Source organism: Enhydrobacter aerosaccus (assembly GCF_900167455.1).
GTDB classification, from domain to species: domain Bacteria; phylum Pseudomonadota; class Alphaproteobacteria; order Reyranellales; family Reyranellaceae; genus Reyranella; species Reyranella aerosaccus.
The window spans coordinates 377,266-392,597 of record NZ_FUWJ01000003.1; the positions used below are offsets into that span (position 1 = coordinate 377,266).

The 15,332-nt window shown below is 67.3% G+C and carries 15 protein-coding genes; all 15 read left to right on the forward strand.

Features of this window, described 5'->3' with window-relative positions:
• Positions 1–30: 30 nt before the first annotated feature.
• Positions 31–1,113, forward strand: a complete 1,083-nt coding sequence (locus tag B5D62_RS17125; protein WP_231714840.1) for an ABC transporter ATP-binding protein — start codon at positions 31–33, stop codon at positions 1,111–1,113.
• 55 nt (positions 1,114–1,168) lie between these two features.
• Entirely contained in the window at positions 1,169–1,867 is a 699-nt protein-coding gene (locus B5D62_RS17130; RefSeq protein ID WP_085935118.1) for an HAD-IA family hydrolase, read from the forward strand.
• Positions 1,868–1,873: 6 nt separating this feature from the next.
• A complete protein-coding gene (locus B5D62_RS17135; protein WP_085935119.1) occupies positions 1,874–3,190 on the forward strand; it encodes an NAD(P)/FAD-dependent oxidoreductase in 1,317 nt (438 codons plus the stop codon).
• 102 nt (positions 3,191–3,292) lie between these two features.
• Entirely contained in the window at positions 3,293–4,306 is a 1,014-nt protein-coding gene (locus tag B5D62_RS17140; protein WP_419188791.1) for an ABC transporter substrate-binding protein, read from the forward strand.
• A 7-nt stretch (positions 4,307–4,313) separates the two neighbouring features.
• Complete coding sequence (locus B5D62_RS17145) at positions 4,314–5,183, forward strand: ABC transporter permease (protein WP_218191102.1); 870 nt, start codon at positions 4,314–4,316, stop codon at positions 5,181–5,183.
• On the forward strand, positions 5,180–5,974 hold the full coding sequence (locus tag B5D62_RS17150; protein WP_085935121.1) for an ABC transporter permease: 795 nt from the start codon (positions 5,180–5,182) through the stop codon (positions 5,972–5,974). Before B5D62_RS17145 ends, B5D62_RS17150 begins: the two co-directional genes overlap by 4 nt.
• 121 nt (positions 5,975–6,095) lie before the next feature.
• The gene (locus B5D62_RS17155; protein WP_085935122.1) at positions 6,096–7,850 is read left to right on the forward strand and encodes an ABC transporter permease; all 1,755 of its coding nucleotides are present in this window, start codon (positions 6,096–6,098) and stop codon (positions 7,848–7,850) included.
• 10 nt (positions 7,851–7,860) lie between these two features.
• On the forward strand, positions 7,861–9,189 hold the full coding sequence (locus B5D62_RS17160; protein ID WP_085935123.1) for an ABC transporter ATP-binding protein: 1,329 nt from the start codon (positions 7,861–7,863) through the stop codon (positions 9,187–9,189).
• A gap of 408 nt (positions 9,190–9,597) precedes the next feature.
• Entirely contained in the window at positions 9,598–9,792 is a 195-nt protein-coding gene (locus B5D62_RS17165) for a hypothetical protein (RefSeq protein WP_139373935.1), read from the forward strand.
• A gap of 22 nt (positions 9,793–9,814) precedes the next feature.
• The gene (locus B5D62_RS17170) at positions 9,815–10,867 is read left to right on the forward strand and encodes a sulfate ABC transporter substrate-binding protein (protein WP_085935125.1); all 1,053 of its coding nucleotides are present in this window, start codon (positions 9,815–9,817) and stop codon (positions 10,865–10,867) included.
• On the forward strand, positions 10,864–11,724 hold the full coding sequence (cysT, locus tag B5D62_RS17175) for a sulfate ABC transporter permease subunit CysT (protein WP_085935126.1): 861 nt from the start codon (positions 10,864–10,866) through the stop codon (positions 11,722–11,724). Before B5D62_RS17170 ends, cysT begins: the two co-directional genes overlap by 4 nt.
• On the forward strand, positions 11,717–12,559 hold the full coding sequence (gene cysW / locus B5D62_RS17180) for a sulfate ABC transporter permease subunit CysW (protein ID WP_085935127.1): 843 nt from the start codon (positions 11,717–11,719) through the stop codon (positions 12,557–12,559). Before cysT ends, cysW begins: the two co-directional genes overlap by 8 nt.
• Before the next feature lie 22 nt (positions 12,560–12,581).
• Positions 12,582–13,652: a sulfate/molybdate ABC transporter ATP-binding protein gene (locus tag B5D62_RS17185; RefSeq protein ID WP_085935128.1), complete on the forward strand. Its 1,071-nt coding sequence runs from the start codon at positions 12,582–12,584 to the stop codon at positions 13,650–13,652.
• The gene (locus B5D62_RS17190) at positions 13,636–14,346 is read left to right on the forward strand and encodes a phosphoadenylyl-sulfate reductase (protein WP_085935129.1); all 711 of its coding nucleotides are present in this window, start codon (positions 13,636–13,638) and stop codon (positions 14,344–14,346) included. The genes B5D62_RS17185 and B5D62_RS17190 overlap by 17 nt, the downstream gene beginning before the upstream one ends.
• A 6-nt stretch (positions 14,347–14,352) precedes the next feature.
• Entirely contained in the window at positions 14,353–15,324 is a 972-nt protein-coding gene (cysD, locus tag B5D62_RS17195; RefSeq protein ID WP_085935130.1) for a sulfate adenylyltransferase subunit CysD, read from the forward strand.
• Positions 15,325–15,332 lie beyond the last annotated feature (8 nt).

Below are 15,332 nucleotides of genomic sequence, written 5' to 3' on the forward strand. Positions count from 1 at the left end.
GAGGCCGTCATTCTTCCAGGGCGAGGAACGGTGCAGGCAGGGGGCGAGCGCGTCGAGGTCCGATCGGCCAGCAAGAGCTACGGCTCGGTCCTGGCGCTCGACAATGTTTCCCTGGACGTCGCCCCGCACGAGTTCGTTTCGCTGCTCGGTCCATCGGGCTCCGGCAAGACCACATTGCTCGGCATCCTCGGCGGTTTCATCCAACCCTCGGCCGGCTCGATCCATTTCGGCGGCCGTGACGTCACCTTCGTACCGCCGCACAAGCGCGATATCGGCATCGTCTTCCAGAGCTATGCCCTCTTCCCGCACATGACGGTGGGCGAGAACGTGGCCTTCGCGCTGCGGGCGCGGCGCCTGCCCAAGTCGAGCTGGGCCGACAAGGTGAAGCACGCGCTCGCGATGGTCGGGCTCGCCGGCTACGAGGAGCGCGGCATCGCCCAGCTCTCGGGCGGCCAGCGCCAGCGCGTGGCGCTCGCTCGCACCATCATCTTCGATCCGCGCCTGATCCTGATGGACGAGCCGCTTTCGGCGCTCGACAAGCAGCTGCGCGAGGCGATGCAGATCGAGCTGCGGCAACTCCATCGCCGGCTGGGCGCCACGATCATCTATGTCACGCACGATCAGCGCGAAGCCCTGACCATGAGCGACCGCGTCGCCGTGCTGAAGGACGGCAAGCTGGTCCAGATCGACCGGCCCGACCGGCTCTACGACCATCCGGCCAACGCCTTCGTGGCGAGCTTCATCGGCGAGGCGACGCTTCTTCCGGTGACGCGCGTGGACGGCGCCAGCGTGTCGTTGGACGGCGCGATCCTGAGGACAGGACGGCCTGTCCCCGCGACCGGCGATCTCGTGCTCGCCGTCCAGACCGAAAAGCTCCTGATCGATCTCGATCGCCAGGATCCGACCCGCAATCATTTCTCCGGACGCGTCGCCGACATCGTGTTCCAGGGCGAGAGCCTGCGCGTTTTCCTGACCCTCGATGGCGGCGCCAGCCTCAGCCTGCGCCAGCCGAGCCACTACGAAGCCACGCGCCGCATTCCGCCGATCGGCGAGCGCGTGAATGTCAGTCTTCATCCCGAGGACACGATCGTCGTGCCCAGGACCGAGAGTTGATCCCCCAGGGCTGATCGCCTCAGCCACAAACCGTCAGCAAAGCGAGAGATGCATAATGTCGTTCAGTGATTTCAAAGTCCTCACCTTCGATGTCGTCGGCACGCTCATCGACTTCGAGGCCGGCATCCTGCGCTCGGTGCGCCGCATCGCTGGGAAGGCGGCCGAGGCCCTGACCGACGAACAGATCTTCGAGCCCTACAAGCGCGGCCGCGATGCGCATTACGAACGTTCGAGCGAGGTCATGGCGCTGGTCTATATCCATCTTGCCAAGGAGCTCGGCCTTCCCGCCGACGATCGGTCGGCCGAGGCGTTCCAGATGGACGTGCTGCGCTGGCCGGCCTTCCCCGACTCGGCGGAAGCGCTGAAGCGGCTGCGCCAGCGGTTCCGGCTGGTCGCCATGACCAATGCCGATCGGTCCGCCTTCTCCTTCTATTCCCACACGCTGGGCAATCCGTTCCACGACAGCGTCACCGCCGACGAGACCGGCTGCGCCAAACCCAATCCGCAGTTCTTCGCCTTCAATCGGGGCCGCCAGTCGGCCTTCGGCTACAAGAAGGAGGAGATCCTTCATGTCGCGCAGAGCCAGCATCACGATATCGGGGTGGCGCATGCGCTGGGCTACAAGACCTGCTGGATCGAGCGGCGCCAGGGCCAACCGGGCTTCGGCGGTACGCCGGCGGTGCCCAAGCTCACCAAGCCCGACTATCACTTCGCGACGTTGAAGGCGCTGGCCGACGCGGTCGAGGCGGCGTAGGCGAAGATGGCGTCCGGCCGCGCCTCCCTCCAGTTCCCGCCCGCGGCTCCGTCGCTGTGGGCGGCGACGGCGATTGCGCCGCCCGACCTGCAGTCGCTCAAGGGCGACGTGCAGGCCGACGTCGTCATTGTCGGGGGCGGGTACACCGGACTCTCCGCGGCGCATCATCTGGCCGAGAGTGGGCTCGATCCTGTCGTCCTCGAGGCGAACGAGATCGGCTGGGGAGCCAGTGGCCGCAACGGCGGCGTGATCAGCGCCAAGTTCCGGGTCTCCTTTCCCGACATCGCGACCGCGCATGGCAAAGCGGTGGCGCGGCGTATGTACGGGCTGGCCAACGAATCGATCGATGCGGTCGCCCAGCTCGTCGATCGCTATCAGCTCACTGCCGCGCGCTTCACGCAATCGGGACAGGTGAAGGCCGCGCACAACCAGGAGACCCTGAAGCACGCCATCGACGAGGCCGAATGGCTTCGGACGGAACTCGGCGAAGGCACCTTGTCGGTGCTGTCCGCGGCCGAGGTGCGCGAGGAAACCGGTTCGTCGACCTTCGTCGGCGGTGTGCGCAATGTCGGGACCGGCGGCATCCATCCCTTGAATTATGTGCGGGGGCTGGCGGCGGGCGTATCCGGCCGCGGCGTGCGTATCTTCGTGCGCAGTCCGGCGCTGCGCTTCCGGCGCGACGGCGGCGGGGTCGTCGTCGAGACGGCGAGCGGCTCCGTCAGGGCACGACAGCTCGTCGTTGCCACCAACAGCTATTCCGATCTCACCGCCGCTACGACGCGCTTCCAGCGGACGCACATCCCGTTCCGCAGCGCCATGATCGCGACCGAGCCGCTGTCGGCCAACCTGGCGGCGACGATCATGCCGACGCGCCGCACCTATACCGAGACCAAGCGCATGATGCGCTGGTTCCGCATGGTCGACGATCGGGTGATCTTTGGCGGCCGCGGCGCCTTCGGCAAGCAGGACTCGGCCTCCGCCTTCGAGGCCTTGCGCAAGGCGATGATCGGCATCTTCCCGCCGCTCGCCGACGTGCCGATCGCCTATCGCTGGTCGGGCCTGGTGGCGATGACGCTCGACTCGGTGCCGCATGTCGGTCGCCTCGACGACGGCACCCTGTTCGCCATGGGCTACAACGGCGCCGGCGTGGCCATGTCGACGCTGATGGGCCGCTACATCGCCGCCTTCGCGCGCGGCGAGACGCCCGATGTTGGCCTGCTCGATGCAAGACGCCTGCGGCCGGTGCCGCTTTACTCACTGCGTGAACCGGCCGTGCGTCTCGTCGCCGGCTGGTACCAGTTCCTGGATGCAATCGGACGGTGATGTTCAGAAGACCAACGACTTCAACAACGGGGATCCATCATGGCTGACAGACGCGTTCACAAGGGTTTGCCCAGAGGCTTGGCGGCCGCCGCCGCAGCACTGATGTTGGCGCTGGGGGCAGGGGCCGCGGCGCAGGCCGCCGACCAGATCACCTTCGTGTCGCAAGGCGGCGCCTATCAGAAGGCGCAGACCATCGCCATCCTCGACCCCGCTGCCAAGAAACTCGGCATCACGATCAATCAGGACAGCGCCCCCGACTCCTGGCCGATCATGAAATCGCAGGTCGCGAGCGGCAAGCCGACCTGGGATGTCGTCGATGTGCCGACCAGCTATTGCCTGCGCGGCGGCGAGCAGGGCCTGGTCGAGAAACTCGACTTCGCCAAGATCCCCAATGGCGCGGCGATGCCGGCGGCCTATCGCAGCCCATACTCCGTCGCCTACGAATTCTATTCGAGCGTGCTGGGCTACAACGCCAAGAAGTATCCGGACGCGGCCAAGGCACCGCAGAGCTGGGCCGATTTCTGGGACGTGAAGAAGTTCCCGGGCCGCCGCGCGCTGCGCAACCATCCGCTGGCAACGCTCGAGGCGGCGCTGATGGCCGACGGCGTGGCGCCGGACAAGCTCTATCCGCTCGATGTCGATCGTGCTTTCCGGAAGCTGGCGGAGATCAAGCCGAACATCACCGTATGGTGGACGTCGGGCGCCCAGTCGGCGCAGCTCCTGAACGACGGCGAGGTCGATATGGTGATGGCCTGGAACGGCCGCATCACCGCCCTGATCAAGGACGGCGCCAAGGTGGGCTACACCTTCAATCAGGGCATCCTGCAAAGCACCTCGCTGTGCATCCTCAAGGGCGCGCCCAACCTGTCGGCCGCCGTCCGGTTCGTGAACGAGGCGGTCGATCCGGTGCTGCAGGCCAACCTGCCGCTGCATATCGACTATGGTCCGGCCAATCCCAAGGCCTTCGATACCGGCGTCATCCCGGCCGCGCGCGTGCCGGAATTGCCGAGCGCGCCCGAGAATGCGCGTCGTCAGGCGCTGATGTCGTACGAGTGGTGGTCTTCACCGGCCGGCGAGGCGGCGGAGAAGCGCTGGCTCGAATTCATGCAGAAATAGGCGCGGGATGGCGGCCGGCGTCTCCGATCCATCGCTGCGCCACCGGCGGCGCGAGCAGGGCCTCATGTTCCTGCTCGCCTCGCCGGCGCTGGTCGTCGTCCTCGCCCTGGTGGTCGTGCCGGTGGGCTGGCTGATGGGCCAGTCGGTCTTCGATCACGGCTTCACGCTGGAGAACTATCGCCGGATCTTTGTCGAGCCAATCTACTGGCGCAGCTTCTCGCTCACCTTCCGCTTTGCTTTCGAGGTGACGGTGCTTGCGTTGCTGCTGGGCTATCCCGTGGCCTACGTCGCCACGGCCGTCGGCCGACCGTGGGACATCCTGATCATGAGCCTGGTGATCCTGCCGTTCTGGACCAGCGTGCTGGTGCGGGCCTATGCCTGGCTGGTCCTGCTGCAGCGGACCGGAGTCGTGAACCATCTGCTCGCGGACCTCGGCCTGATCGACGAACCTCTGGCGCTGGTGCACAACGAACTCGGCACGGTGATCGCCACCGTCCATATCCTGCTGCCTTTCATGGTGCTGCCGCTCTACTCGGCCATGCAGAAGATCCCGCGCGATCTGCTGCAGGCGAGCGCCAGCCTCGGCTGCGGGCCCTGGCCCACCTTCGTCCGGGTGTTCCTGCCGCTGTCGCTGCCGGGCGTGCTGGCCGGCCTGACCCTCGTCTTCGTGCTGGCGCTGGGCTTCTACATCACGCCGGAACTGCTGGGCGGTGGCCGCACCATCATGGTGTCGATGGTCGTCAGCCGGAACGTCGAACTCTACGACCAGTGGGGAGCGGCAAGCGCCGTCGGCGTCATCCTTCTCGCCTGCGTCCTGGCGATCTTCGTCGTTGTCGGCCGCGCATTGCCGCTCGACCGTGTGCTGGGCCATCGATGAAGCCGGGGCTCCTTCCGCGCCTGGCGCTGATTTCGGTGGTTGGATTGGTGCTGGCCTATCTGATCCTGCCGGTCCTGATCATCGTTCCGATCTCCTTCTCCGATGCACGGTTCCTGCGCTTTCCGCCGACCGGGTTCTCGCTGCGCTGGTATGTCGAGTATTTCGGCAGCCGCAATTGGATGGACGCGACCGGCGTCAGCCTCGCCATCGCTATCCTGACGGTCCTGGTCGCCACGCCGCTCGGCGTCGCGGCCGCCTACGCCATCACAACGTCGCGCCATCCGCTGATGCGGGCGATCCATCTGGTACTGATGCTGCCGCTGATCGTGCCCATCATCATCGTGGCGATCGGCATCTTCTTCGTCTATTCGCGGCTCGGCCTGGTCGCGACCCTGCCGGGGCTGGTGCTGGCCAACGTGATGCTGGGCCTGCCGTACGTGATCACCGCGGTGGCGGCGGGGCTGCAGCGCTTCGATCCGGTCCAGGAGATGGTCGCCCGCAGCCTGGGCATGAACCGGCTGCGCGCCTTCCTGGTGGTGACGCTGCCGCAGATCAAGGCCAGCGTCGTCGCCGGCGCGGTGTTCGCCTTCATCTCGGCCATCGACGAGACGATCATCGCGCTGTTCGTCTCGGGCGGCCAGTATCAGACCCTGACCAAGCGCATGTTCACGGCCCTGCGGGACGAGATCGATCCGACCATCGCGGCCATCAGCACGCTCATGACCGCCGCCTCCTTCATGCTCGTGCTGATCGCGACCAGCCGCGGCAATCGACGCGACGCCCAAGGCTAGAAGCCGGCGTCCTCGTCACGATCGGGGCTCCATGCGGCGGTGTCGCGCTGGCATGTCATTGCCGTGTCATCTAGGCTTGCGATGGCTGTTCGCAACGGATTGACGCGCACCGGAAGAGGCAATGGCTCAAGGGGACCTCGCAAAGGTCGGTCGCACTCCGCTGCTCGGACTGGGCGGCGTGGGGCTGCGCCCGAACATCTACGATCTCGCGATCTTCATCCTGATCGCCGCCGCCTTCGTGGCGATGGCCTACGGGGCGGGCGAGGTCACGGCGCCGGTGGCGCGGCTGACGGTGGCGCCGGTGACGCTCGATCCGGCCAACCTGCCGGGATATGCGCTGCGCACCACGCTGCGCATGTTCGCCGCGATCGGCGCGTCGCTGATCTTCACCTTCGTGGTCGCCACCCTGGCCGCCAAGAGCCGCAAGGCCGAGCTGGTGATCGTTCCGGCGCTCGACATCCTGCAGTCGGTTCCGGTGCTGGGGTTCCTGACCTTCACGGTCGTGTTCTTCCTGCGCCTGTTCCCCGACAGCGAATTGGGCGCCGAGTGCGCCGCCGTGTTCGCCATCTTCACCAGCCAGGCCTGGAACATGGCCTTCAGCTTCTATCAGTCGCTGCGGACGGTGCCGGCCGACCTGGATGAGGTCAGCCGGCATTTCCAGCTCTCGCCGTGGCTGAAGTTCTGGCGCCTCGAGGCGCCGTTCGCCGCGCCCGGCCTGATCTGGAACACGATGATGTCCATGTCGGGCGGCTGGTTCTTCGTCGTCGCCTCGGAGGCGATCACCGTCGGCGACACGACGGTCAAGCTGCCGGGCATCGGGTCGTGGCTGGCGACCGCGATCGATGCCAAGGATATCGGCGCCGTGGTGCTGGCGGTCGCGACCATGGCGGTGGTGATCCTGGCGTACGACCAGCTCCTGTTCCGGCCGATCGTCGCCTGGGCCGACAAGTTCCGCTTCGAGCAGACGGCGGCGCAGCAGCGGCCGCGCTCCTGGGTCTACGAGCTGTGGCGTCGTGGGCATGTCGTGCGCCGTATCACCCTGGTCACCTCCTGGATCGGCCGCACCGTCTCCCTGTTGCCGATCCCGCTGACGCAGCCGCCGCGGCGCGTCGTGGTGGCGCCGAGGACCGGGCGAGGCTCGGATATCCTGTGGCGACTGGTCATCCTGGCCGTGGTTGCCTATGCGCTGTGGCGGATCGTGCTCTTCACCGAGGCGTCGCTCGGCTGGGGCGACCTGCTGACGGCACTGGAGATGGGGCTGCTGACCCTGTTGCGGGTGGTGGTGCTGATCTCCATCGCCAGCGCGATCTGGGTGCCGGTCGGCGTCTGGATCGGATTGCGGCCATGGGCGGCGACGCGGTTCCAGCCACTGGCCCAGTTCCTCGCCGCCTTTCCGGCCAACGTGCTGTTCCCGATGGCGGTCGTGCTGATCGTCTCGCTGCATCTCGACCCCAACATCTGGCTGAGCCCGCTGATGGTGCTGGGGACGCAGTGGTACATCCTGTTCAACGTCATCGCCGGCGCCAGCGCGTTCCCGACCGATTTGCGCGAGGCCTCGACCTTGTTCCGCCTGCGGACCTGGCAGTGGTGGCGCAAGGTCATCCTGCCCGGCATCCTGCCCTATTACGTGACCGGTGCGTTGACCGCTTCGGGCGGATCGTGGAACGCCAGCATCGTGGCCGAGGTGGCGAGCTGGGGCGACACCAAGCTCAAGGCCGCCGGCCTTGGGTCCTACATCGCCGATGCGACCGAGGCCGCCGACTATCCGCGCGTGGTTCTGGGCATCGTCGTGATGTCGGTGATGGTCGTGGCCTGCAACCGTCTGGTATGGCGGCCGCTTTATCGTTTGGCCGAGCGCCGCTTCCGGCTGGCTTGAGGAGATTGCCATGGAGATCGCCGCCGTCAGACCCGCATCGACCGCCGACACTTCGCCCCTGGTGGCGGTGGATCATGTCCGTCAGCGCTACTCGAAAGGCAGCGGCGACGATCTGCTGGTGCTCGACGACATCAGCCTCTCGTTACGCGGCAACGAGATCGTCTCGCTGCTGGGCCGGTCCGGCTGCGGGAAGTCCTCGCTGTTGCGCATCATCGCCGGGCTGATGCCGGCCAGCGAAGGGCGGGTGACGATCGGTGGCCGCGCGGTCGATGGTCCTGCCGAGGAAGTGGCGATGGTGTTCCAGACATTCGCCCTGTTCCCCTGGCTCACCGTGCTGGAGAACGTGGAGATCGGGCTCGAGGCGCAGAAGGTGCCGCCGGCCGAGCGGCACAAGCGGGCCCTGGCGGCCATCGATCTGATCGGTCTCGACGGCTACGAGAGCGCCTACCCCAAGGAACTGTCGGGCGGCATGCGCCAGCGCGTCGGCCTCGCCCGCGCCCTGGTGGTGCATCCCAAGCTCCTGCTGATGGACGAACCCTTCTCCGCTCTCGACGTGCTGACCGCGGAGACGCTGCGCACCGACCTGCTCGATCTCTGGAGCGAGGGGCGCATGCCGATCTCCTCCATCCTGCTGGTCACGCACAATATCGAGGAAGCGGTGCTGATGAGCGATCGCATCCTCGTCTTCTCCTCCAATCCCGGTCGGCTGCGCGCGGAAATCCCGGTCAAGCTGCCGATGCCGCGCAACCGTCTCGATCCGGCCTTTCGCCAGATGGTCGACGACATCTACGCTCTCATGACGGCCCGGCCGACGGGCAAGCAGGCACAGGGCATCTTTCCCGGCACCGGCATCACCATGGAGCTGCCGCGCGTGTCGCCCAACCTGCTGGCGGGTCTGATGGAGACCGTGGCCGGGGCGCCGTTCAACGGCCATGCCGACATGCCGGCGCTCGCGGGACCCTTGCAGATGGAGATCGACGATCTGTTCCCGGTCGCCGAGACCCTGCAGCTTCTGCGCTTCGCCGAGGTGGCGGAGGGCGATATCCGGCTCACCGAGCCGGGCCGCCGCTTCGTCCAGCTCGATCCGGACGATCGCAAGCGGCTCTTCGCCCAGCATCTGCTGGCCTATGTTCCGCTGGCCCAGCACATCAAGCGCGTCCTCGACGAGCGCGGCACGCATGCCGCGCCGGCCAGTCGCTTCCGCGACGAGCTCGAAGACCACATGTCCGATACCTACGCCGAGAACACGCTGCGCGCCGTGATCTCCTGGGCGCGCTATGGCGAGATCTTCGCCTACGACGAGGACAGCGGCGTGTTCAGCCTCGACAATCCGAGCTGACAAGGTCGAGCTGAGGGCCGGGTCGACAGCCGGCCGCGGCTCGACGACAAGAATTTTTCCACTCGACACCGTGCGGCAAACGGTGCTTGCCGCGCGGTCGATCAACTTTGGCAACGCCGTTCATTGTGATCGCGCGGCCTAAGAGTCATGTCTGGAGGGTCGAAAGACCGCGGGATTTGATGGAGCAGCTTGCGCCGCGTCACCAAGTGCTAAAGCGTCACGAACGCTTCGTGGGCTCCGCTGATACGGATGAGATGGCGATGACCCAGAAACCTTTTTTCACTTCCCGCACCCCCTGTCGAAGCGGCCATCGCTGCCTGTGTTGCCGGTCCGTCTGACCGCAAGACATTCGACTCTTTTCGTTTCCATTGGGTGATGCCGGCCGCCGATGCCGGCGGGAGTGAGATCATGTCCGAATCCATCATCGTCGAAGTGTGGGGCGAGCCCGCGGGCTTCGTCGTCAAGGAAGGCAATGCCTTCCGCTTTCACGCCGTGGCGCGTCCGTTCTTTGCCCTGGAGGGTACGGAGTTCAACACGCTTGGCCATGCCCGGCTTGCCGCCGCGCGGCTGCGTGCGCGGCCGAATGTCGTGACCCTGCACTGATTTGAGAGAGGCGAAGCTTCCCATGACGACACGTCGACTTCTCCTCCGCGCCGGCGCAGCCCTCGGCGCGCCGGCCCTGCTGGCTTCGGTGCGGGCGCACGTTGCCAACGCCCAGGCCGCGAAGGAGGTCGTGCTCACGAATGTCTCGTACGATCCGACACGGGAACTCTATCGGGCGCTGAGCGAGGCGTTTGCGCGCGACTGGCAGGCGAGCACGGGCGAGAAGGTGGTGATCCGCTCCTCGCACGGCGGCTCGGGCAGCCAGGCGCGCAAGGTGATCGACGGGCTCGAGGCCGACATCGTCACGCTCGCCCTGGCGGGCGACATCGATGCCATCGCCCGCGAGTCCAAGCGCCTGCCGCCGGATTGGCAGTCGCGGTTGCCCAACAACTCGAGCCCCTACACCTCCACCATCGTGTTCGTGGTGCGCAAGGGTAATCCCAAGGGCATCAAGGACTGGAATGACCTGATCAAGCCGGGCGTCTCGGTCATGACCCCCAACCCCAAGACCTCGGGCGGCGCGCGCTGGAACTATCTCGCCGCCTGGGCCTACGAGCTCGATCGCACCAAGGGCGACCAGGCAGCGGCCAGGGCGTTCGTCTCGGCGCTCTACCGCAACGTGCCGGTGCTGGATTCCGGTGCGCGCGGCACGACCACGACCTTCGCCCAGCGCGGCCTGGGCGATGTGCTGATCAACTGGGAGAACGAGGCCTTCCTGACCCTGGCCGAGTTCGGCGCCGACAAGTTCGAGATCGTGGTCCCGCCGTTCTCGATCCTGGCCGAGCCGCCGGTGGCGCTGGTCGACAGCGTCGTCGACAAGCGCGGCACCCGCAAGGAGGCCGAGGCGTTCCTCAACTATCTCTACTCCCCGGCGGCGCAGAAGATCATCGCGCACAACTACTATCGGCCGCTGCATCCGGATCAGGCCGACCCGGCCGATATCGCCCGCTTCCCCAAGATCAGGCTGGTGACGGTGGGCGATGTCTTCGGCGGCTGGAGCAAGGCGCAGCCGACGCATTTCGGGGACGGCGGCGTGTTCGACCAGATCTACAAGCCAGGCTCGGCCGCGCGATGAGCGTTGCCGCCCTCGTCGCGCCGCGGGCGGTCTTCGTCAAGCCGAGCCCTCTGCCGGGCTTCGGCCTCACCTTCGGTTTTGCCCTCACCTACCTGTCGCTGATCGTGCTGATCCCACTGGCGGTGCTGGTCTGGCGGGCCAGCGGCCTCGGCCTCGACGGCATCTGGCGGGTCGCCACCGAGCCGCGCGTCCTTGCCGCCCTGCGCACCAGCTTCGTGACCGCGGCGCTCGCGGCCCTGGCCAATGCCGTGTTCGGTGTCGTCGTGGCCTGGGTGCTGAGCCGCTACAGCTTCCCGGGACGGCGCCTGCTCGACGCGGTGGTCGACCTGCCGTTCGCGCTGCCGACCGCGGTCGCCGGCATCGCCCTGGCGGCGCTCTATGCGCCGAACGGCTGGATCGGCTCCCTGCTGGCGCCGTTCGATATCCGGATCGCCTATACGCCGGCCGGCATCTTCGTCGCCCTGGTGTTCATCGGCCTGCCCTTCGTCGTGCGCACCGTGCAGCCGGTACTGGAGGATCTCGACCGCGAGGTCGAGGAAGCCTCGGCCACGCTGGGGGCCAGTCGCGGCCAGACGGTGCGCCGGGTCGTCCTGCCGCTGCTGGCGCCGGCCATCCTCACCGGCGTGGCGCTCGCCTTCGCCCGCGCCGTCGGCGAGTACGGCTCGGTCATCTTCATCGCCGGCAACATGCCGTTCCGGTCCGAGATCGCGCCGCTGCTGATCGTCATGCGGCTCGAGGAGTTCGACTATACCGGCGCCTCGGCCATCGCCACCATCATGCTGGCGATCTCCTTCGCCTCGCTGCTGGCGATCAATGCGCTGCAGGCGGTGAGCCGGCGAAGGCTCGGCCATGCGTGACGCGGCAATCGCAGAGAGCCCCTGGGTCCGCTGGCTGCTGATCGCCATCGCCGTCGGCTTCCTGGCGCTGTTCCTGCTGCTGCCGCTGCTGGCCGTGTTTGCGCAGGCGCTCAGCCGCGGCCTCGGCCCCTATCTCAGCACCTTCGCCGATGCCGACACCCAGTCGGCGATCCGCCTCACCCTGCTGGTGGCCGCGATCGCCGTGCCGCTCAATCTCGTCTTCGGCATCGCCGCTGCCTGGGCGATCGCCAAGTTCTCGTTTCCCGGCAAGAGCCTGCTGGTCAGCCTGATCGACCTGCCGTTCTCCGTCTCGCCGGTCGTTTCCGGGTTGGTCTACGTGCTGCTGTTCGGCGCCAAGGGCGTGCTCGGGCCGCTGATGAGCGACTGGGACTTCAAGATCATCTTCGCCGTGCCGGGCATCGTCCTGGCGACGGTCTTCGTCACCTTTCCCTTCATCGCCCGCGAGCTCATTCCGCTCATGCAGGAGCAGGGCTCGGCCGAGGAGGAAGCGGCCCTGACGCTCGGTGCCTCCGGCCTTCGCACCTTCCTCACGGTGACGCTGCCCAACGTCCGCTGGGCGCTGCTCTACGGCGTGCTGCTCTGCAACGCCCGCGCCATGGGCGAGTTCGGCGCGGTGTCGGTCGTGTCCGGCCATATCCGCGGCGTCACCAACACCATGCCCCTGCATGTGGAGATCCTCTACAATGAGTACGACTTCGTCGCTGCTTTCGCCGTCGCCTCGCTTCTGGCAGGACTCGCCCTCGTCACCCTGGTCGGCAAGTCCGTCCTCGAATGGCGACACGGCGACGAACTCGCCGCCGTCCGCCGCCACTGACGGGCCGCGCGCGCACCGCGATGTGGCGGTCGCGATCACGGCGCAGGGTCTCGGCAAGGTCTTCAACGGCACGGCCGCGGTCGACCGCCTCGATCTCGCCGTCGAACCGGGCGAACTGCTGGCGCTGCTGGGGCCGTCCGGCTCGGGCAAGACGACCTTGCTGCGGCTGGTGGCCGGTCTCGAGGCCCCGGATGCCGGCCGTCTGTTGTTCGGCGAGGAAGATGCGACCCGTCTGGCGGCGCGCCAGCGCCGCGTCGGCTTCGTGTTCCAGCACTATGCGCTCTTCAAGCACCTGACCGTGGCCGACAACATCGCCTACGGCCTGCGCGTGCGCCCGCGCCGCACGCGGCCGCCGGAGGCGGAGATCCAGCGCCGCGTCGGCGAGCTGCTCGACCTCGTCCAGCTCAACGGGCTCGGCAAGCGCCGGCCGGCGCAGCTTTCCGGTGGCCAGCGCCAGCGCGTCGCGCTCGCCCGCGCTCTCGCGGTCGAGCCCAGGGTGCTGCTGCTCGACGAGCCGTTCGGCGCCCTCGATGCCCAGGTGCGCCGCGATCTGCGGCGCTGGCTGCGCGACATCCACGAGCGCACCGGCCATACGACGCTGTTCGTCACCCACGATCAGGAGGAAGCGCTCGAGCTTGCCGATCGTGTCGCCATCCTCAATCGCGGCCGCCTCGAGCAGATCGGCACCCCCGACGACATCCTCGACCGGCCCGCCACCGCCTTCGTCGCCGGATTCGTCGGCGAGGCCGTCCGTCTCGCCGTCGAAGCCGCGCCCGGCACCATCCGCATCGGCGCGCAGCCGATCTCCATCCCGACCGGCGACGTCTCGGGTCCTGCGGCGTTGTTCATCCGGCCGCGCGACTTGCTCGTCTGCGACGACGGCCCCGATGCGTTGAGCGCGCGTGTCATCGCTGTCCGTCGGACGGGTCCGGCCCGTCGTGCCGACATTTCGTTCGGTCCCGGCTTGCCGGCCGTGGAGGTCGAATTGCCGGCGACATCCAGCGTCAGAAAGGGCGACACGCTGCACGTGCGGCTGACCGCCGTGCGCCTCTTTTCCTCATCGCGGAGAGGGGACGATGGCCGCCAATCCTGACATCGCGGAACTCCAGCGCCGCCTGGGCTACGCACCGCCGGATCGACTTCTCGCGGCGGCGATCCACGAACTCTTTCCCGGCCGGATTGCCGTGGTTTCTTCGTTCGGGGCCGAGTCGGCCGTGCTGCTGCATTTCGTGGCGCAGGTCGATCCGGCGACGCCGGTTCTGTTCGTCGATACCGGTCGGCACTTCGTCGAGACGCTGCAATACCGCGATCGTCTGACGGCCCATCTTGGCCTTAGCGACGTGCGCAGTATCGGTCCGACCGCCGACGAAATTCTCCGTCTCGATCCGGATTTCTCGCGCGCGGTGTGGGATCCCGATGGCTGCTGCGCCTTCCGCAAGAGCGTCCCGCTTCAGCGGGCGTTACAGGGATTCGATGCCTGGGTGTCAGGCCGCAAGCGCTTCCAGTCACCCAGCCGGTTCGATCTCACGGCCTTCGAAGTCGACGAGACGCATGTGAAGATCAATCCTCTGGCGAGCTGGAGCGCGGCCGACCTTGCTGCCTACACCGCCAGGCATCGATTGCCCTCTCATCCGCTGGTCGCACAGGGCTTTGCCTCGATCGGCTGCGCCGCCTGCACATCGGCCGTCGCGCCAGGAGAGGATGCGCGCGCCGGTCGATGGCGCGGCTTCGACAAGACCGAATGCGGGATCCATCTGCCCAACATCCAATACCCGTCGAGAAAGTAGCGTCTCATGTCTGCCTCGGTGTCTGCCGCGCGTACGGCCCATGAAGTGATCGTCTCCACTCCGGCCGCGGATCGCGCGCGCCTGTCGCCGCATCTTCAGCGTCTTGAGGACGAGGCGATCCATATCCTGCGGGAGGTGGTGGCGGAGTTCCGGCATCCGGTGATGCTGTATTCGGTGGGCAAGGATTCGAGCGTGATGCTGCACCTGGCGCGCAAGGCGTTCTTCCCGGCGCCGCCGCCATTTCCGTTCCTGCACATCGCCACCGGCTGGGACTTCCAGGCGCTGCTGGCGCATCGCGACCGAATGGCAGGGGAGTACGGACTGGAGCTGCTGGTGCACGGCAACGAGGCGGCGGCGCAGGCCGGCATCAACCCGTTCGAGACCGAGACCGGGGAATATTCGCGCCTGATGCTGACGGAGGCCCTGAAGGAGGCGCTCGACCGGCATGGCTTCGATGCGGCGTTCGGCGGCGGCCGCCGCGACGAGGAGAAGGCGCGGGCCAAGGAGCGGATCTTCTCGCATCGCAGCGCCGGCCATGTCTGGGATCCGCGCAACCAGCGGCCGGAGCTGTGGCACCTGTTCAACACGCGGCTGGCGGCGGGCGACACGATGCGGGTGTTCCCGCTGTCCAACTGGACCGAGCTCGACGTGTGGACCTACATCCAGGCCGAGGCGATCCCGATCGTGCCGCTCTATCTCGCGGCCGAGCGCTGGGTGGTCGAGCGCGACGGGGCGCTGATCGCGGTCGACGACGAGCGCATGCGGTTCCGGGACGGGGAGAAGACGGGCAAGCGCTGGGTGAGGTTCCGCACCCTGGGCTGCTGGCCGCTGACCGGGGCGATCGAGTCCAAGGCGAGCGACGTCGCCGGGGTGATCGCCGAGCTGCTCGATGCGCGCTCGTCGGAGCGGCAGGGGCGGCTGGTCGATGCGGCGCTGCAGGCCTCGATGGAACGCAAGAAGCGGGAGGGATATTTCTGATGCCCGAT